This is a genomic window from Pedomonas mirosovicensis, from assembly GCF_022569295.1.
GTDB lineage: Bacteria > Pseudomonadota > Alphaproteobacteria > Sphingomonadales > Sphingomonadaceae > Pedomonas > Pedomonas mirosovicensis.
Window position 1 is genome coordinate 1,392,873 of record NZ_JAKFIA010000001.1, and the last position, 17,499, is coordinate 1,410,371.

Annotated in this window: 18 protein-coding genes and 1 pseudogene; 6 read left to right on the forward strand and 13 right to left on the reverse strand. The window is 68.0% G+C overall.

Annotation, left to right across the window (positions count from 1 at the left end; all coding sequences use genetic code 11):
* Positions 1-27 precede the first annotated feature (27 nt).
* From L0C21_RS06675 to L0C21_RS06695, 5 genes are all read right to left on the reverse strand, one after another.
* On the reverse strand, positions 28-867 hold the full coding sequence (locus L0C21_RS06675) for an MOSC domain-containing protein (RefSeq protein ID WP_259277617.1): 840 nt from the start codon (positions 865-867) through the stop codon (positions 28-30).
* 39 nt (positions 868-906) lie between these two features.
* Positions 907-2,109: an acyl-CoA dehydrogenase family protein gene (locus L0C21_RS06680; RefSeq protein WP_259277618.1), complete on the reverse strand. Its 1,203-nt coding sequence runs from the start codon at positions 2,107-2,109 to the stop codon at positions 907-909.
* 911 nt (positions 2,110-3,020) lie between these two features.
* Positions 3,021-4,007, reverse strand: a complete 987-nt coding sequence (locus tag L0C21_RS06685) for a 2OG-Fe(II) oxygenase (RefSeq protein ID WP_259277619.1) — start codon at positions 4,005-4,007, stop codon at positions 3,021-3,023.
* Between the two features lie 9 nt (positions 4,008-4,016).
* Positions 4,017-4,394, reverse strand: coding sequence for a response regulator (locus tag L0C21_RS06690; protein ID WP_259277620.1), 378 nt, complete (start codon positions 4,392-4,394; stop codon positions 4,017-4,019).
* 7 nt (positions 4,395-4,401) lie between these two features.
* Positions 4,402-5,274, reverse strand: coding sequence for a zinc-ribbon domain-containing protein (locus L0C21_RS06695; protein ID WP_259277621.1), 873 nt, complete (start codon positions 5,272-5,274; stop codon positions 4,402-4,404).
* Between the two features lie 295 nt (positions 5,275-5,569).
* On the opposite strand from L0C21_RS06695, the gene ftsE reads away from it, so the two are divergent.
* The 5 genes from ftsE to L0C21_RS06720 are packed head-to-tail and all read left to right on the forward strand — an operon-like array spanning position 5,570 to position 9,545.
* On the forward strand, positions 5,570-6,304 hold the full coding sequence (ftsE, locus tag L0C21_RS06700; protein ID WP_259277622.1) for a cell division ATP-binding protein FtsE: 735 nt from the start codon (positions 5,570-5,572) through the stop codon (positions 6,302-6,304).
* 17 nt (positions 6,305-6,321) lie between these two features.
* On the forward strand, positions 6,322-7,212 hold the full coding sequence (locus L0C21_RS06705) for a cell division protein FtsX (RefSeq protein WP_259277623.1): 891 nt from the start codon (positions 6,322-6,324) through the stop codon (positions 7,210-7,212).
* A 4-nt stretch (positions 7,213-7,216) separates the two neighbouring features.
* The gene (locus tag L0C21_RS06710; RefSeq protein ID WP_259277624.1) at positions 7,217-7,762 is read left to right on the forward strand and encodes a YdcF family protein; all 546 of its coding nucleotides are present in this window, start codon (positions 7,217-7,219) and stop codon (positions 7,760-7,762) included.
* Complete coding sequence (locus tag L0C21_RS06715; protein WP_259277625.1) at positions 7,759-8,469, forward strand: lysophospholipid acyltransferase family protein; 711 nt, start codon at positions 7,759-7,761, stop codon at positions 8,467-8,469. Before L0C21_RS06710 ends, L0C21_RS06715 begins: the two co-directional genes overlap by 4 nt.
* Positions 8,466-9,545: a DUF2125 domain-containing protein gene (locus L0C21_RS06720; protein ID WP_259277626.1), complete on the forward strand. Its 1,080-nt coding sequence runs from the start codon at positions 8,466-8,468 to the stop codon at positions 9,543-9,545. The genes L0C21_RS06715 and L0C21_RS06720 overlap by 4 nt, the downstream gene beginning before the upstream one ends.
* Here L0C21_RS06720 and L0C21_RS06725 read toward each other — a convergent pair.
* From L0C21_RS06725 to L0C21_RS06745, 5 genes are all read right to left on the reverse strand, one after another.
* A complete protein-coding gene (locus tag L0C21_RS06725; protein ID WP_259277627.1) occupies positions 9,466-10,416 on the reverse strand; it encodes a prephenate/arogenate dehydrogenase family protein in 951 nt (316 codons plus the stop codon). The two genes, L0C21_RS06720 and L0C21_RS06725, sit on opposite strands and share 80 nt — an antisense overlap.
* Complete coding sequence (gene hisC / locus L0C21_RS06730) at positions 10,413-11,528, reverse strand: histidinol-phosphate transaminase (RefSeq protein WP_259277628.1); 1,116 nt, start codon at positions 11,526-11,528, stop codon at positions 10,413-10,415. Before hisC ends, L0C21_RS06725 begins: the two co-directional genes overlap by 4 nt.
* A 74-nt stretch (positions 11,529-11,602) precedes the next feature.
* Positions 11,603-12,325: a class I SAM-dependent methyltransferase gene (locus L0C21_RS06735; protein ID WP_259277629.1), complete on the reverse strand. Its 723-nt coding sequence runs from the start codon at positions 12,323-12,325 to the stop codon at positions 11,603-11,605.
* Positions 12,326-12,380: 55 nt separating this feature from the next.
* Complete coding sequence (locus L0C21_RS06740) at positions 12,381-13,016, reverse strand: hypothetical protein (protein ID WP_259277630.1); 636 nt, start codon at positions 13,014-13,016, stop codon at positions 12,381-12,383.
* Between the two features lie 136 nt (positions 13,017-13,152).
* Entirely contained in the window at positions 13,153-14,211 is a 1,059-nt protein-coding gene (locus tag L0C21_RS06745; RefSeq protein ID WP_259277631.1) for an alpha/beta fold hydrolase, read from the reverse strand.
* Positions 14,212-14,300: 89 nt separating this feature from the next.
* On the opposite strand from L0C21_RS06745, the gene phaR reads away from it, so the two are divergent.
* Positions 14,301-14,909, forward strand: coding sequence for a polyhydroxyalkanoate synthesis repressor PhaR (gene phaR, locus L0C21_RS06750; protein WP_259277632.1), 609 nt, complete (start codon positions 14,301-14,303; stop codon positions 14,907-14,909).
* A 120-nt stretch (positions 14,910-15,029) separates the two neighbouring features.
* Here the strand turns inward: phaR and L0C21_RS06755 are convergent, their stop codons facing one another.
* From L0C21_RS06755 to L0C21_RS06765, 3 genes and pseudogenes are all read right to left on the reverse strand, one after another.
* Positions 15,030-15,746 (reverse strand): ABC-type transport auxiliary lipoprotein family protein, encoded by a 717-nt coding sequence (locus L0C21_RS06755; protein ID WP_259277633.1) that lies wholly within the window; start codon positions 15,744-15,746, stop codon positions 15,030-15,032.
* Complete coding sequence (locus L0C21_RS06760; RefSeq protein ID WP_259277634.1) at positions 15,721-16,677, reverse strand: MlaD family protein; 957 nt, start codon at positions 16,675-16,677, stop codon at positions 15,721-15,723. The genes L0C21_RS06755 and L0C21_RS06760 overlap by 26 nt, the downstream gene beginning before the upstream one ends.
* A gap of 19 nt (positions 16,678-16,696) precedes the next feature.
* Positions 16,697-17,499 (reverse strand): annotated as a pseudogene (locus tag L0C21_RS06765) (ABC transporter ATP-binding protein).

The window sequence follows — 17,499 nt, forward strand, 5'->3', positions numbered from 1 at the left end:
CCATTTTAATGGGCTCGCAGGGGGCGCTCAGACCGCCGGGCGGATGGGCCATGGTTCGGCGCGGCGCTCAAGCACCTCAACGGGATCGCCCACGCGCACGGGGCCGGGCACGCGCGGCACCGCATTCCAGCCGAACAGCGCGCCGGAGACTCGCGCGTCGGCGGACCTGCGGCAGCGCTGGAGCGTGCGGAGCGGCTCCTGGCTCGACCGCTCGGCGGTTTCCTGATCGGTGGTGGTGATGATGCAGCGGGTGCAGGGCTTGACCAATTCAAGCTCGACCGCGCCGATGCGAAGCGTGAGCCAGCTGTCCTCTCCCCAGGGCTCGTCGCTCTCGATGACGAGGCTGGGGCGGAAGCGGGCCATGGGCGCAGGATGCGCCAGCCGACGGTTGAGGTCCGCCAGGGAGGCGGTGTTGACGATAAGGATGGGATAGCCGTCGGCGAACCCGACCTCGCCGCCCCAGGGCACCCAGGTGGCGGGAAGGCGGCGGTTCGCGCGCTCCGGCATCCAGACGAGGCGCAGGGACCGGCCAAACCAGCCGGAGAGCCAGCCGGAGGCGGCCTCGGCGAGGCGGGCGGGAACCGTGTCCTTCCACACGGTGGCCATAACGATGGGCGCGTCCTCGCCCGGAACATCCAGCGCCAGCGTGCCCGCGCCGGGAGCGGAGAGGGTGAGCCCGTTCGGCCTCAAGGTGGCGGCGAGAAGGGCGAGGCGCGGCTCCTCCCGCTGGGTGAGGAAACGGCCCGCCTCATCGACGATCATCCAGCGGCGGTCCTCCGCAAAGCCGGCAGGCCGCAGCGCTGCTTCTTCCACATCCACCACGCGGCCGGACTTGACGGGATAGAGGTGAAGGCTGGCAACGCGCATGGCAGGGCTCTGAACAGACCGGAAGGAAAATGATTCTCCCTAGTTGTACTGCCTCAATTCCAGCTTGGCGATGGCCTGGCGGTGCACTTCATCCGGTCCGTCCGCCAGCCGCAAGGTGCGCTGGGCGGCGTACATGGAGGCGAGCGGGACGTCGTCGCTGACGCCGCCGCCGCCGAAGGCCTGGATCGCCATGTCGATGACCCGGCAGGCCACATTCGGCGCGACCACCTTAATCATTGCGATCTCCTTCTGCGCCGTTTTGTTGCCGACCGTATCCATCATGTACGCGGCCTTGAGGGTGAGGAGCCGGGCCATGTCGATCTGGCAGCGCGCCTCGGCGATGCGCTCGTGCCACACGCCGTGCTCGGCAATGGGCCTGCCGAAGGCGACGCGGGACTTGAGCCGCTTGCACATCAGCTCCAAGGCCCGCTCCGCCGCACCGATGGAGCGCATGCAGTGGTGGATGCGGCCCGGCCCCAGCCGCCCTTGCGCGATCTCGAACCCGCGCCCTTCGCCCAGCAGCATGTTGGCGGCGGGGACGCGCACGTTCTCGAACACCACCTCGAAATGGCCGTGGGGCGCGTCGTCATGGTGGAAGACGGTGAGGGGACGGATCAGCCGCACGCCGGGCGTGTCGGCGGGCACGAGGATCATCGACTGCTGCTGGTGCCTGGGCGCGTTGGGGTCAGTCTTGCCCATGACAATGAAGATCTTGCAGCGGGGATCGCCCGCGCCGCTGGTCCACCACTTGCGGCCGTTGATGACATACTCATCGCCGTCCGGCACGATCGATGTCTCGATGTTGGTGGCGTCCGACGAGGCGACGGCGGGTTCGGTCATGGCGAAGGCCGAGCGGATCTCCCCCGCCAGCAGGGGCTTTAGCCACGCTTCCTTCTGCTCCTCCGTGCCGTAGCGCTCCAGCGTCTCCATGTTGCCGGTGTCGGGCGCGGAGCAGTTGAACACTTCGGACGCCCACGCGACCCGGCCCATCTCCTCGGCCAGCGGCGCATACTCAAGGTTGGTAAGCCCCGCGCCAAGCTCGGAATGGGGCAGAAACAGGTTCCACAGCCCCTCCGCCTTCGCCTTTTCCTTCAGCTCCTCGATGAGCGGCAGCACCTTCCAGCGCTCGCCCGTCTCGACCTGCGCGCGCCACGTGGCCTCGCTCGGGTAGACGTGCGCGTCCATGAAGGCACGGACGCGATCGATGTACTCAAGGGTCTTCGCGGAATAGTCGAAGTTCACGCCATCCTCCCCGGCAGGCTGCTGCTCATCCGGTGAAAAGGTAGGGCAAAAGCCGGGCGGCACCTCGCGCAAAAACAGGGGGTGAAGGGGGGAGGGTTTGGGGGTGGGGACAGGAAGATGAAAGGGGGTCTTGGGCCCCCCTTTGTTTTGAACGGGACGTGCGCGGCATCAAGGGCTACGCCTGCCGGATCTGCGGGCGCAAGTGGCCACGTATGGGGTATTTCATGTCACCTGTGACACTTTGCCGAAAGGGCGGCGCGGGGGTGTGGAGGAGGTGTCGAGTGTGATGTTGGGGTGGTGCCGCGCTGGTTAGAGGGCGAGCCTCATGAAGGGCTTACCGGCTGGCGGGGCGAAGCTTGAGGCGTCGCTCCCGGCGTAGCGGGGAGGCCAGCGAATGATGGATAGCTGGCCGCAGGCAGAAACCCGTCGCTCCCGGCGTAGCGGGGAGGCCAGAGACGTTGCTGTCGAGCGCGGCATAGCGCGGGGCGCTACTGTCGGGTGCTGCGTGGCTCGAAGCGTTGCTGCCGGGCTTGGCAGCCGATGGCGCGGGTTCCAGATGATGCGCGGTGCGTGCGACACGCGGCCGATTGCGGGTTGCCGGGCCGTAGGTTTGGGGGGCGGTCGTGTATCTTACGAGGAGCATAGAGATTGCTCCTTAAAATCATTCTAAAAGCTAAAGATATTCAGGATGCTCGCTGGTGAGTGTGGGCCGGGCCCGGCCGGGCGCTGGTGAGTGTGGGCCGGGTGCTAGTGAGTGTAGCCAAGTGCTGGCGGGTGCGGCCGGACATGGCCCTGTTGTCTCCAAAAAACGATTGGGCGCGATGGCCGCGATGCAGGGCGCGGCCCGAAAAGCGAAAGGGAGGTTGCCAGGAGGGTCCGAGACCCTCCTGCAAAATCAAGATTACCCAAACTCAAGCCTGGAACGGACGCTCGCGGATCCAGCGGGAGGCGAGCCATTTCTGCCCCTGCGTGACCGGGGTTCCGGCGTGGCGGGAGAGGGGTTCGGGCGCGCCGTTATCAGTCACGTTGACGAACAGGAGGGCATCGCCCACCCGGCCGCGCCAGCGGAGGTTCAGCTCGGTGAAGGCGGTCTCGCCGCCCGTGTAGCCGTCGTTCAGCGCGATGAGCAGGGTCTTGATGCGCTGGCCGCTCTCCTGAAGCCGGTCCTCGGGGCGGGCGGCATTGGGCGGCAGGCAGTCGAGATGGGGGCGGTATTCCCCGCCGGGCGCGTAGGCGAGGATGGCGAGCGGCTCGCCCTGTGCGGCATTGGTGCCGGAGGCGTGCGCGATGCGGCGGTTCACCCACGCAATGATGGAGTCATAGAGGGTGGGGCCGAAGTTCATGTTGTGCGCCCGGCGAACGGGGTGGGGGCGGGACTGGCCGGTTTTGGGGTCGAATACCTGGGCGGGCCGCACCTGCGGCTGGGCGGCGCGCAGCACGTGCTGGCAGATGGCTGAGGGCACGAGGCCGGGCAGGGCGCTGATGCGGGGCGCATCGTGAAGGCTTTCGGGCTCCGGCAGGGGCGCGTCGCGCAGGGGCCAGAGGTTCACCTCCGCCTGCGCCGATGGGTCGCCGTTTTCCGCCGCGCGACGGGTCCAGCGATCGGCTTCCACCCCGTCGCCATCCGGGGCTTCCCAGCGCAGCAGGCAGGCGTAAAGCTGCATGGCGGGCGGCAGGCCGCTTTCGGCGGCGTGTCGCGCCATCTCGAGGGCTTTCGTGGGATCACGGGGAAGGCGGCTGCCGGTCGCCAGCCACTCGGCCACCGCCAGCTGGGCCAGCGGCACGCCGTCTAGAGCTGCTTCCCGCATCAGGGGCACGGCCTCGCGCGCCGCGCCGCGCTGGAAGGCGGCGAGGGCCGCGTTGACGCGCGGATCGGGAGCTGGCGGCCGGTCTGCCATGAATGGGCCTCAGGACGCGGAAGGATTGTGCTTGGACAGGATGCGGTTGACGGCCGTGTTCAGGTCTTCCAGCGAAAAGGGTTTGTCCAGCACGTCGGCGATCAGTTCCTGAAGATTGTAGGCCCGCTGCCGCTCGTGGGCGTAGCCGGTCATCATCAGCACCGGCATGTCGGGCGCGACGGAGCTGGCCTTCAGCGCCAGCGCGATGCCGTCCATCACCGGCATGACGATATCGGTGATGAGCAGGTCGAACTGCTCGTGATTGAGGCAGGAGAGCGCCGCGCCGCCATCTCCCACCGATACGACCGTATGACCGAAATGGGCGAGGCTGCGCTCCACGAACTCGCGGACCGCGGCATTGTCCTCAGCGACGAGGATGCGCGCCATGGAGGCGTCAGCCTTCGGTGCCCGTATCTGCGCCGGTTTCGAAGCCGATACGCAGCTGTCGCGCCGTGCGCGGAAAGTTTTCGACCGTGGTATCGAACATGACCGTCTGACCCCCGTTCAGCACCAGCGTGGGCGGTGGAAAGACCCAGGAGAACACCACGTTGCCGTTCTCGTCCAGCATGGTGCCCTTGAGGCTGGGAATGCGGACGGTACGGGTGGTGGGGTTCTCGATGGAGCCGGTGATTTCCTGCGACAGGTTGCCGTTCTCCAGCAGCCGCGCGGGCGGCGGCGGCGGATAGCTGATGCGAAGCACCTGCGCGCCAAGGCTGGCGTCGTGCGGCACCGGCGTTGCCAGCCCCGCCGCCGCATAGAAGCTGCGGAACATGTCGCTGTGTTCAATCAGCGCGTCCTTCCACAGGAAGACGTTGAGGGCGAGGACCGCAACGACGCCCGTGCCGATGGCGACCCACTTGACCGGAAAGCGGCGCTTCGGCTTGCGCGAACGCCGGGTCTGGCGGCTCTCATCGGCCTGGATGCGCCGGCGCAGGGCGCGGGTGGACCCCTCCATCGGCGCGGGATCCTCGAAGGCGTCCGCCATGGGGGCGGCCTCGTCTCCCAGGCGGGGGATGGGGCCTTCGGCAAATTTCGGGTAGGCGGGCGCCGCCTCGTCCGCCAGGTCAGGGGCGGCGGACCCGGCCTGCGCCCCGGCCATGGCGTCGGCGGGAGCGCCGACGGCCTCAAGCTCGCGGGCGGGCGTCTCGGCCGGGTATTCGGTCCAGACGTGCTTGCAGGCAGCGCAGCGCACCGCGCGACCGCCTACGGGGATCGCCGTATCGCTGACCAGGTAGCGGGAATTACAGTTCGGACAGGTCAGGATCATGCACAGCCGTCGAACAAAAGCCTTGCTCGCCTCTGAGAAGTGGAATGACTGGAGTTGAACGACGCCCCCAAAATGGATGACCCCCCACAGGGACGACCGGGGCCTCAGCGCCAATATCCACACCTTGACTATGCAGCGCAAGAGAATCGAAGAGGGCCTGGCTCCGCCGCCGTCCGGCCGTGCTTCGCATGGGATGGTTGCAGCGCCCGGCCATGGAAAGCGCTGCCTCCCCGTTTGCGTTTGGCTGCAACGCGTGCCAAACAAAGGGCAAGTCTCATCATCCACAGGCGTTGCCGTGAATACCGTCGTCCGGTTCGAAAACGTAGGTCTGCGCTATGGCACGGGCGCGGAGGTGCTGCGCGACATCAGCTTCTCGCTGGAGAAGGGGTCGCTGCACTTCCTGACCGGCCCGAGCGGCGCAGGCAAGACCTCGCTCCTGAAGCTGCTCTACCTTGCCCAGCGCCCCTCGCGTGGGCTGATCGAGCTGTTCGGGCAGGAAGTGGTATCGATGGCGCGCGAGGGCCTGCCGGCGCTGCGCCGCCGAATCGGCGTGATTTTTCAGGATTTTCGCCTGCTGCCGCACCTGACCGCGCTGGAGAACGTTGCCCTGCCGCTGCGGATATCCGGCACGGGCGAGAACGAGGCGCTCAGCCACGCCGAGGAAATGCTGACCTGGGTGGGCCTGGCCGACCGGATGAACGCGCGGCCCGCCACGCTTTCGGGCGGCGAGCAGCAGCGCCTCGCCATCGCCCGCGCGGTGATCGGCCGGCCGGACCTGTTGCTGGCGGACGAGCCCACCGGCAACGTGGACCCGGACATGGCCGGGCGGCTGCTGCACCTGTTCCAGGAGCTGAACCGGCTAGGCACCACGCTCTTGATTGCGACTCACGACCAGCACCTGATCGGCATGGCCCAGAACGCGGGCGTGCTGCGGCTGGAGAAGGGCGAGCTGGCCACCGGCCCCGCCGTCGCCCCGCCGCTAGATGCGCCCGCCGGGCCGCCGCCGCTGACGCGGGGGAGCCTGCTATGAACGCGCAGGGGCCGGGTATGCAGCAACAGCGCCGTCACCGCTTCCGCTTCCTGCCGGAGGGGCGCGAATCCCAAGGCGTGCTGCCGTGGGTGATCGCGGTGATGGTCTACCTGATGGTGCTGGCGGTGGCCGGGGGCATTGGCCTCGTGACCGCGACGCAAGGGTGGAGCGGCGGGCTGGCGCGCAGCTGGACGGTGCAGATCTTGAACGCAGAGCCGGGCGCGCAGCAGACGGAGGCGCAGGCGGCGGCGCGTTTCCTCAAGGAACAGCCGGGCATCAGCAACGTCGCCGTGCTGCCGGAGCGGGAAGCGCGGGCGCTGCTGGAGCCGTGGCTCGGCGAGAGCGCGCAGAGCGGCGAGCTGCCGGTGCCCGCGCTCATCGAGGTGACGCTGGCCGCCGACGCCGAGGTGGACTCCGCCGCCGTGGAGGAGGCTCTGAAGGCGCATGCGCCCTCCGCCAGCATCGACAACCACGAGGAGTGGCTGGGCCAGCTGACCGTGTTCGCGCGCGGGCTGGAAGGGCTCGCCTATCTGATCGTGGGGCTGATGGCGCTGGCAACGGTCGCCATCGTCACCTTCAGCACCCGCGCCGGGCTTTCCAGCCACCACGGCACCATCGAGATTCTGCACCTGATGGGCGCAGAGGACCGGCAGATCGCCCGCGAGTTCCAGTGGCGCTACCTGGCGCACGGCCTCAAGGGTAGCATCGTTGGCGCGGGGCTCGGCATCGGCACGGTGCTGGCCATCGGCGCGATGGCGCGGCGGCTCGGCACCGAGGGGATTCTGGGCTCGATGAGCTTCGGCCCCGGCGCCTGGATGCTGCTGGCCGCGCTGCCGCTGCTGGTGGCGCTGCTGACCATGGTGACGGCGCGGTGGACCGTCCATCGCGCGCTGGCGGAGTTCCTTTGATCCCGTGCGCTTCCTGTTGAAGATCCTCGTGGCGCTTGTCGTGCTGTGGACCATGGGTTTCCTGTGGTTCTGGCTCACCTTGCCCAAGCCGGTGAACAGCGCCGCTCACACCGATGGCATCGTGGCGCTGACCGGCGGCGAGGGACGGCTGGCCTCGGCCATAGAGCTGCTGGAGCAGGGGCTGGCGCGGCGGGTGCTGATTACCGGCGTGCATCCCACCACCGGCAAGCGGCTGCTGGCCGTGCAGCTGGGGGTGCGCCAGGAGGTGATGGACTGTTGCGTCGATATCGAGCATGAAGCGGGCAATACGGTCGGCAACGCCCGCGCGGCGGCCCTGTGGGTGCGGCAGCAGAAGATCAGGTCGGTCCGGCTGGTGACATCCGACTACCACATGCCGCGGGCGCTGGTGGAGTTCCGCGCGGCCCTGCCGGACGTGGAAATCCTGCCCAGCCCGGTGGCGGGGCCGATCAACTTTACCGGCCTTGTCGGCGAATATGTGAAGTACAGCGTCCGGCTGGTCAGCATCCGCTTCGATGGAGCCCCGATTTGACTTTCCTGCGGTCCGTTCTCCTGAACATCTTCATCCTCTTGTGGACGCCGCTCGTCGGCGTGCCGGGGATCGTGCTGGTGTGGTTCAACCGCCGCAAGGTCAAGTGCGTTACCACCCTGTGGGCGCGAGGCGTGGTCTGCGCCGCGCAAAAGCTGACCGGCATCCGCTACCAGGTGCTGGGGCGGGAGCACCTGCCGCAGCAGGGCTCGTACATCTTCGCCTGTAAGCACCAGAGCGCCTGGGAGACCATTTCCATCCTGATGCTGCTGGACAACCCGGCCATCGTGCTGAAGCAGGAGCTGCTGAAGCTGCCCGTTTTCGGCTGGTATGCCCGGCACAGCGGCATGATCCCGGTGGACCGGAGCGGGTCATCGAAGGCGCTGCGGACCATGCTGCGCGCGGCGGAAGAGGCCAAGGCGCAGGGGCGGCCGATCGTGATTTTCCCGGAAGGCACGCGGTCCGCGCCCGGCACCCGGCCCGAGCTGCACCCCGGCATGGCCGGGCTCTACGCCTTCCTCAACCTGCCGCTGGTGCCCGCCGCCCTCAACTCGGGGCTGGTGTGGGGGCGGGAGAGTTTCACGAAATATCCCGGCATGATTACGGTGCAGATTCACCCGGCCATCGCGCCGGGCCTGTCCCGCGCGGACATGACGGCGCGGGTTCATGCCGCCATCAACAGTCTCGAAGAAGAAGGATCATCGCTGTGAGTGCGCCGTTTGGGAGCTCGCTGTTCGCGCCCCGTTACCGTCCGTTCTGGCTGCTGGGCGTCGTCGTCCTGGCGCTGATCGCCTATGCCATCTACTGGTTCGCGCGGCTGGCCGAGTTCAAGGAAACCGTGCAGGCGCTGGCGGGCGGCCGGGGGCCGGTGGACGTGGTGGCCGAGGATATCTCCTACGGCGGCTTTCCCTACCGGCTGTCCGCCACCTTCACCAACGTGACCGTGAAGCGGGCGGGCAAGGACTACACCTTGACCGTGACCGCGCCCGAACTGGTGATCGAGCGCCAGCCGTGGCGGGGCACCTTGCATCTGGGCTTCTTCCAGACCCCGAAGCTGACGCTGGCGGCCCCGGCGCTGGCGGGCGGCGTGCAGCTCACCGGCACGGGCACCGAGGGGCGGTTCAGCCTGTTCCTGAAGAACGGAAACGTTGAGCGCCTCTCGACGGTGCTGGACAATGCGCGCATCAGCGGCGGCCCGTGGCTGGAGACGCCGCTGGTAGCTGAGAAGCTGGAGTTGCACGGCCGCGAGGTGGCGGCGATGCGGGCTCGCCAGCCGCTTCCCAATGCCGGGGAGCAGGCCGAGGGGCCGGGCGCATCCCCGACGCCGCCGACGTTCCTCGAGGTGATCGTCAACGGCGAGAAGGTTCAGTGGGGCGAGGGCGAGCCGCTGACCCTGATGGCGAGCCTTGGCATCACCGGCGAGCCGCAGGCGGACGCGATCGGCCAGTCCTATCTGGATGCATGGCGGGATGCCGGCGGGACGCTGGAGGTGCACAGCCTCACCCTGACGGCGGGCAAGGACGACCTCGTGATCGCCAAGGCAACCTTGGCGCTCGACGACCAGCGCCAGCTGCTGGCAGGCGGCACGCTGACGACGCCGTGCCCGGCGATGCTGGCTGGGCTGTTCGGCCAGACGCTGGAAGGCGCGCCCGAGGGCCGGGTTCAGGGCCTGATCTCGCTGCCTTTCCAGGCGCGGGACGGCAAGCTCACTCTGTCCCAGCCGCAGACGGAGTGGCCGTCTCCCGCCCGAAATCGGGACGCGCGGTGTCCTGACCTGCGTCGATGATGGTGCGCCGGATGTGGCGCGTCCGGCTGAACAGGTTGAACAGCGCGTCGCCGTCTCCCCAGCGGATGGCGCGCTGAAGCGCCGTCAGGTCCTCGTTGAAGCGCTGGAGGATTTCCAAGACCGCCTCGCGGTTGTTGAGGAACACGTCGCGCCACATGGTGGGGTCCGAGGCCGCGATGCGGGTGAAATCACGAAAGCCACCCGCCGAGAACTTGATGACTTCCGATTCCGTCACCTGCTCCAGATCGGACGCGGTGCCGACGATGGTGTAGGCGATGAGGTGGGGAATGTGGGACGTGACCGCCAGCACCCGGTCGTGGTGCTGGGCGTCCATCACCTCGACGTTCGAGCCCAGAGCCGTCCAGAAGTCACACACACGGGCAACGGCTGTCTCATCCGCGCCTTCGGGCGGGGTGACGATGCACCAGCGGCCCTTGAACAGGGTGGCGAAGCCCGCATCCGGCCCAGAGTTTTCCGTGCCCGCCACCGGGTGGGCGGGGACGAGGTGGCACTGCTCCGGCAGGTGTGGCGCGACGGCGGCGATGGCCGAGCCCTTGGTGGAGCCCACGTCCGACACGATGGCGCCCGGCTTGAGGTGCGGGGCCATGGCCTGCGCGATGCCCTCGAACGTGCCGACCGGCGTGCAGAGGATGACGCAGTCGCTATCGGCCACCGCTGCTTCCAGGGTTTCGGCAACGGTGTCGGCCAGCCCGAGTTCGCGCACGCGGTCGCGCACGGCCTCGCTCGCGTCATAGGCGGTGACGTGGGTGGAAAGCCCCACGGCCTTCACCGCGCGGGCGATGGAGCCGCCGATGAGGCCGAGACCGATGATGGTGAGGTGATTGAAACTCTGGGACTGGGGTACGCTCACGATGCTTGTCTTTCCGCCTGTGCGCTGCGGATGAAGGCAGCCAGCGCCGCGATCACGCCGCGATTTTCCTCTTCCGTGCCGACGGTCAGACGCAGGCAATCCGGCAGGCCCTGGCCGGGCAGCCAGCGCAGGATGTATCCGGCTTCCTGAAGGGCGAGGTTGGCGGCTTCCGCCGTGATGCCGTCGCTTTCCGGGAAGCGGATGAGAAGGAAGTTGCACTGGGAGGGCACGACATGGAGGCCCAGCGCCTCGATCTCCGCCTGCAGCCACGGCAGCCACTGGTTGTTGTGGGCGCGGGCCCGCTCGATCCACGCCTGGTCCTCCAGCGCCGCGACCGCCCCGGCAAGGCCGGCGGAGGTGACGTTGAAGGGGCCGCGCACCTTGTGCAGCGTCTCGATGATGTGCGCCGGGCCATAGCACCAGCCGATGCGCTCCGCCGCCAGCCCGTAGATCTTGGAGAAGGTGCGGGTGGTGACGACGTTGGGCGCGGTGCGGGCGAGCTTGAGGCCGGATTCGTAATCGGGTGCGGTCACATACTCGGCATAGGCCGCGTCCAGCACCAGAATGACATCCGAGGGCAGCCCGGCGTGCAGGCGGTTGATCTCGCTTTCGGCCAAATAGGTGCCGGTGGGGTTGTTGGGGTTGGCGAGGTAGAGAATGCGCGTGCGCGGCGTGACGGCGGCCAGCAGGGCGTCAACGTCCGCCGTGTAGTCGCGGTCCGCCACTTCCACCAGCGTTGCGCCCATGCGCTGGGCGGCGATGGGGTAGACCATGAAGCCATGGCGCACGAACATCACCTCGTCGTCCGCGCTGCAATAGGCGTGGGCGAGGAGATGCAGGGCTTCATCGGAGCCGGTGCCGCACATGATGCGCTCCGCCTCGATGCCGTGATGGCGGGCAACCGCCTCGCGCAGCACCGTCGCGCCGCCGTCCGGGTATCGATGCGCGCTCAGGCAGGCCGCCTGCATGGCGGCGACCGCCTTGGGGCTGGGGCCCAGCGGGGACTCGTTGGCCGACAGCTTGGCGGCCGGACGTCCGCTCGGCGTCGTGGCCTTGCCCGGTATGTAAGGGGCGATTGCGCTGATCCAGGGCTTCGGCTGCGGGAGCGACATGATACCTCCATCGGTTCGCCGCGGACCCATACGCCCTGTACACTACAGTTGACAAGAACTTGCCCGCGTGAGCGTCACCCGGACGCGGGAAAGGCCGCCTGCCGCTTGGCCTGACGCAGCGCCGCCGGAACCGGGGCAGCAGGGGCGAGGCCATCCGTTTTCTCAGCGAGCACGATATGGACGCCGCCGAGGTTGGGCGCGATGGCACAGGCGGTGCGCTCCAGCGGCATCAGCCAGGTGACGGGCGGCATCACCAGCGCCGTCTGCCACGACAGGGGCTGGAACAGGCTGTCCTGCAAGAGGGATTGAAGCTGGCCCCGGCCATAGGGGCGGCCGTTGCCGAAGGGCGTCTTCTCGAAATGCGCCCACAGGCCGGACCGGTTGGCGGCGACCAGCAGCAGGCGGCCATTGGGCGCGAGAACCCGCCAGATTTCCCGAAGCAGGCGGCGGGCGGGATCAACGAACTCCAGCCCGTGGATGACGACCACCTGATCGAACAGGGCGTCCGCAAAGGGCATGGCGGTTTCATCCGCCAGCAACGCCCGGTTGGGCACCGGCTGACCGGAGAGAGGCCGGGGCCAGCGCATGACGCCCTGCCGCGCGGGCATGAGGAGGACGAGCCGTTCCGGCTTGTCCTCCAGCCCGTCGAGGAAGGGGCCGCAATAGCCCAGCCCCAGCACCCGGTCGGTTCCGCGTTGGGCGAGGAGCGGCGTCAGTTTGCGCCGCACCTCGCGCACGGCGCGGCGGCCGAGCGCGGTGGCGTAGAAGCCAGAGATTTCCTCAACACTGGGGCGCATGGCGTCATGCTAACGTGGGTGTGTGAAGCCGAAAAGACGAGACGGGCGGGCGCGTTCAGCGCTTGCGGCGGCTCCTGGCATCGCGCGGCAGCTCGGGCCGGTCCACGATCTCATGGCCCATCGCCTTCAATTGCGCCTCCAGCGCGTGGGCGTCCTCATCGCCAAGGCCGCCCACCTGGAAGATGCGGTGAAGCAGCCCGCGCTCCGGATGGTGGCGGGACTGGACGAAATCAATGCCGCGAAAGCCGCCGGGGCTCTGCCAGCGCATGATCGGCTCCACCTCGTCGAGCATGGCGAAGTCGTCCCACGGGCCGGTCTTGCCGAGGCGACGGCCGATGCGCCGCCCGGTGAGGGCGAAGTAGATGGGCGGATGCAGGCGGCGCATCACCGGCACCGCCATCAACCCCATGATGAAGAAGGAGATGACGAGGGCGGCCAGGATGTAGAGGGCAAGATCGTAGCCGCTGGGCAGGGCCTCGCCGGCGCTGAGGAACAGGCCGAACAGCGCGGCCAGAATGGCGATCGCCAGCCCCGCCACGCACAGGAGCAGGATGCCGACGGCACGGCGCATGGCGCGGGCGTCCATGGTCTCGACGAGCACGTCGAAGGTGGTCCACTTGGCCTCGGGCCGGGCGGACCACAGCACGGGTTCGGCGATGTCGTCCGCCATCAGTTCGGGAGGCGTGGTCATGCCGTCTCCTCTGGTTCCGTTGGTTACACGCTGGCTCCCGCAGTCGCAGGAGGTTTCCCCCAAGCATGGGGCAGGCCGGTGGGGCGGCGCAACCTAGAAAGGTTCGAGGCAATTGCCAAGGCCGGCGGACAAGGGGTCAGCGGCTCAGAAGCCACCGGGCCAGGGGCTCCCACAACAGGGCGGGAGCCCGGCGGCCGACGATCATGCCCACATGGCCGGCCTCGACGCACAACGCGGAAGCGCGGGACAAGTGGCAGGAAAGCGGCGATGAACTCGCCTGCGGCACGATCCGGTCGCCCGAGGCGCTGATGACGAGGGCGGGCAGGGTAAGGCGGGCGGGATCAATGGCGGTTTCCCCGATGCGCCAGGCGCCAAGGCCGGGCTCATCCCGCCCGAAAAAGGCCTCGAAGCACTGGCGGGCGGCAGGAAGGCTGAGCGGCGGGCCGGAATTGGCCCAGTCCTCCAAGGCGATGAAATCCTCGGCTTGCAAAGAGGCGGGGTCGTAGGCCGCGAAGCGGGCGAACTTGCGCTCCAGCAGGTCGGGGTCCAGCGCCCAGAAGGCGATTTGCAGCGCCTCGGCGGGAAAGACGCCAAGGCTCTCCGCCAAGGGCTCCCACTGGGCGGCGAAGGCAGCGAGGTCCTGCCGGGGCTGGTCATCATAGGCGCTGAACACCCAGGGCGCGGCCAGCAGCGCCAACCGTTCTACCTGCGGGCTGAGACAGGCGGCAGCCACGCCAAGCGTGCCGCCGAGGCAGTAGCCGGCCAGCGTGACCGGCTCGCCCAGCTGCTCGATGAGCGGCAGGAGGCGGCGGGTGACGTAGGCGTTAAGGTCAAAGCCGCGCTCCTCGGGGCCGGGCGTGCCCCAGTCCACAAGGAACGGGCGCAGCCCTTGCGTTGCCAGCCAGCGCATGAGCGAGCGCTGGGCGGAGAGATCCAGCACCCAGGCAGGGTTGATAAGCGAGGGCACGAAGACAACCGCCGGGCCGCTGCCGCCGTAGGCCAGCAGCCGCGCCGAGCCCGCTTCGGCGACAGCGGGCGGAGGCAAAAGGTCGCGCCGCCAGGGGTGCGCCTGGTAGCGGCGCAGGGCCGTGAGGAACCGTTCCAGCCGGGCGGCTTGCCCCGGATCTGCCGCAGTGCGGCAGAGCAGTTGGGAGAGGTAAAACCCGAGGGGATGAGGGCCCCTATCAAGACGCATAGCCTATTTCGCCCGTACAGTTTGGCAGCGCACAAAAGTCCATGCTATGAAGCCGGGGACTGTCAGCCTTGACGCGAAGAGAGACGTTCATGGTCGAAACCGGACCGAAAACGCCGCCCATCATCATCAAGAAATACGCCAACCGGCGGCTCTATAACACCGAGACGTCAAGCTACATCACTCTGGAGCATCTGGCCCAGATGGTTCGCGACAATCGTGAGTTCAAAGTGGTGGACGCCAAGACCGGCGACGACATCACGCGCACGGTGCTGACCCAGATCATCGTGGAGGAGGAGGCGCAAGGCAAGAACATGCTGCCCATCTCCTTCCTGCGGCAGCTGATCTCCATGTACGGCGACAGCATGCAGGCGCTCATGCCCCAGTATCTGGAGGCGAGCATGGAGGCGTTCCGCCGCAACCACGAGCAGTTCCGCAAGGCGCTGGAGGGCGCGTTCAGCACCGGGGCGTTCGGCCCGTTCGAGCAGATCGCCAAGCAGAACATGGCCATGTTCGAGGCGGCGGCGGGCATGTTCGGAGGCAAGCCCCAGGGCGAGGCGGGACACGCGCCGCAGCAGACAGAGCCCGAGAAGACCCCCGAAAAGCCGAAGGAAACGGCGAAAAGCGCGGACGAACTGGCGGAGCTGAAGGCCCAGATGGCCGAGCTTCAGAACCGGCTGGACCGGCTGTCGTCCAAGTAAAAGGGCTGGTTTTCAAAGGGGTCTCAGACCCCCATTCGTTTTTAAAGGAACGGCCCGATAAAACGTGAGGGGTGCAGGGGCCCCAAGACCCCTGCGATAGAAACCAGGTATTCCGAAAAACTAGCGACTTCCGGTGTCGGGCGAGGTGGTTTCGGTCGGCGGCACCGGCATGCCCGGCTGCGCCGGGGCGTTGACGTTCTGCCGGGCGATCCAGTCCACCAGCTGGGTGGCGATGTCGTTGGCCGCCGCGTTCAGCGTTTCGGTGACGTGATCGGGATCGACCGAGCGAAGCGGGCGCTCGGCGCTGAAGTGCGCCGTCCCGAGGGCGCGCGGCTGGGGCGACTTCTGGCTTGGCGCGCGAAACAGCATGACCTCCAGCGCGACGCGGGCGACATGCTCGCCGTTGCGGGCATCCACATGGAAGCCGACGAGGCGGGAATTGAGCCGATAGTCGTAGCCCACTTCGAACTGGCGCGGGCTCAGCACCACGCCGGTCGAGGCATGGCGCAGCCGTTCCTCCAGGAGGCGGGCCATGAGCCGGGCGGGCGGGTCGATCCAGCGGGAATTGGGCAGGTAGCTGACCCCGGTGAGCGAAGTGAACACCGCGATGCGCGGCGGGCGCAGCTCGGCGATGGGCTCGGGCGTCGTCACCAGGAGCGGCGTGGGCAGGGCGCGGGGCGTCTCGTCCTGCGGCGCGGCCGAGCGCAGCGCATAGAGATGGGGCGGCGGGCTGTCGTCGCCGAACTCCACCAGCGGACCGCAGGCGGCAAGGCCCAGGGCCGCCGCCAGGCCAAGCGCGGCCGTGGCCGCCTTACTCCTGAGATTGTGAAGGGTCATACTCTGGCACCTTGTTTCCACTGAGCAGCGAGGCTGCCGGACCATCCTCCAGTCGTTCGGTGACCTGCTGGATGGAGCGCATCAGGTCGCGCATCTCGATGATGAGCCGCGTTGCCTCGGGCAGGGTGATCCGGGTGAACTGGCTGACGGCGGGCCGGTTCTCGGCCACCACCGCGTTCAGCTCGGCCACCAGCTTGTCGGCCTGGCCGGAGACGCGGCGCAGATCGGCCATCAGCGGGCGCACGTCGTCATCCACCAGCGCGTTGGCGCTCTGGCTGAGGTGGGTGAGGTTCTCAGCGGCCGTTCGCACCTCGGCCATGGTGGAGGCCAGCTCGACGAGCGTCTGGTCGATCTCGGGGCTGCGGTTGGCGACGGTCTGGGTCAGCCGCTCCACGTTCTTGAGGCTCTGGGTGATGGAGGCGCGGTTCTCCGGCCCCAGGATCTCGGCAAGGCGGGTAACGGCCACCGTTGCCTGCTGGAGCAGCTGGGGCGCGCCGCTGACCAGCTCGGACAGGGACGAGGGGCGGCTGGGGATGACCGGCACGCCATAAGGGCCTTCCTTGGTGAGCGGCGGCGCGCCGACCATGGTGCCGTAGAGCTGCACGAACACGATGCCGGTGATGCCCAGCGGCTCCAGCGTCGCCGTGGTGCCCTGGAGAATGGGGGCATCCGACGCGATGGAGACGCGCACGCGCACGTGGCGCGGGTCGTTGGGGAACAGGGCGATCTGCTTCACCTGCCCGATGGGCACGCCGTTGAAGCGCACGTCTCCGCCCACATCGAGGCCGGTGACGGAGTCGGTGAAAAAGATGTCGTACTCCCTGGCATTGCTCTGATCGAGCCGCGACAGCCAGAGGACGAAGCCGAAGAGGGCCGCGATAAGCGCCAGAACGAAGGCGCCGATCAGGACGTGGTTGGCTTTGGTTTCCAAGAGGCGTTTCCCCTGCTGCTCAGTTCTCAGGCACGGGCTGATGCGTCATGGCAGCCCGCCCACGCGGTCCCTTGAAGTAGTCTTGAACCCAAGGGTGCTGAAATTCCAGCAATTCTTCCATCGGCGCGACCGTGATGACCCGCTTGTCGGCCAGGACCGCGATGCGGTCGCAGATGGAATGCAAGGTATCGAGATCGTGGGTGATGAGGAACACGGTGAGCCCCAGCGTGTCGCGCAGGCGCACCACCAGATCATCGATGGCCGCCGCGCCGATGGGATCGAGCCCGGCGGTGGGCTCATCGAGAAACAGGATCTGCGGATCGAGCGCCAGCGCGCGGGCAAGGCCGGCGCGTTTCCGCATGCCGCCCGACAGATCCGACGGGAACTTGGGGCCAGCCTCCCGCGGCAGCCCGACCAGCGCGATCTTGAACGCGGCAAGCTCGTCCAGCAGGGTCTGATCCATCTGGTAATACTCGCGCAAGGGCACCTGCACGTTCTCGGCGACCGTCAGCGAGGTGAACAGCGCGCCGTTCTGGAACAGCACGCCCCAGGAGCGGCGCAGTTCCTTGGCCTCCGCCTCGCTGAGGGCGCGCGCGTCATAGCCCAGCACCTCGATGGAGCCCTCGGCGGGAGTCTGGAGCCCGATGATGGAGCGCAGGAGCACCGACTTGCCGGTGCCCGAGCCGCCGACGACGCCGATGATCTCCCCCGCCGGACATCGAGGTCGAGGTTCTCGTGGACGACCTGCGCGCCGAACTGGTTCCGCAATCCGCGAATGCGGATGATGATATCGTCTTCACTGTGGATGGCTGGCGCGGTCAT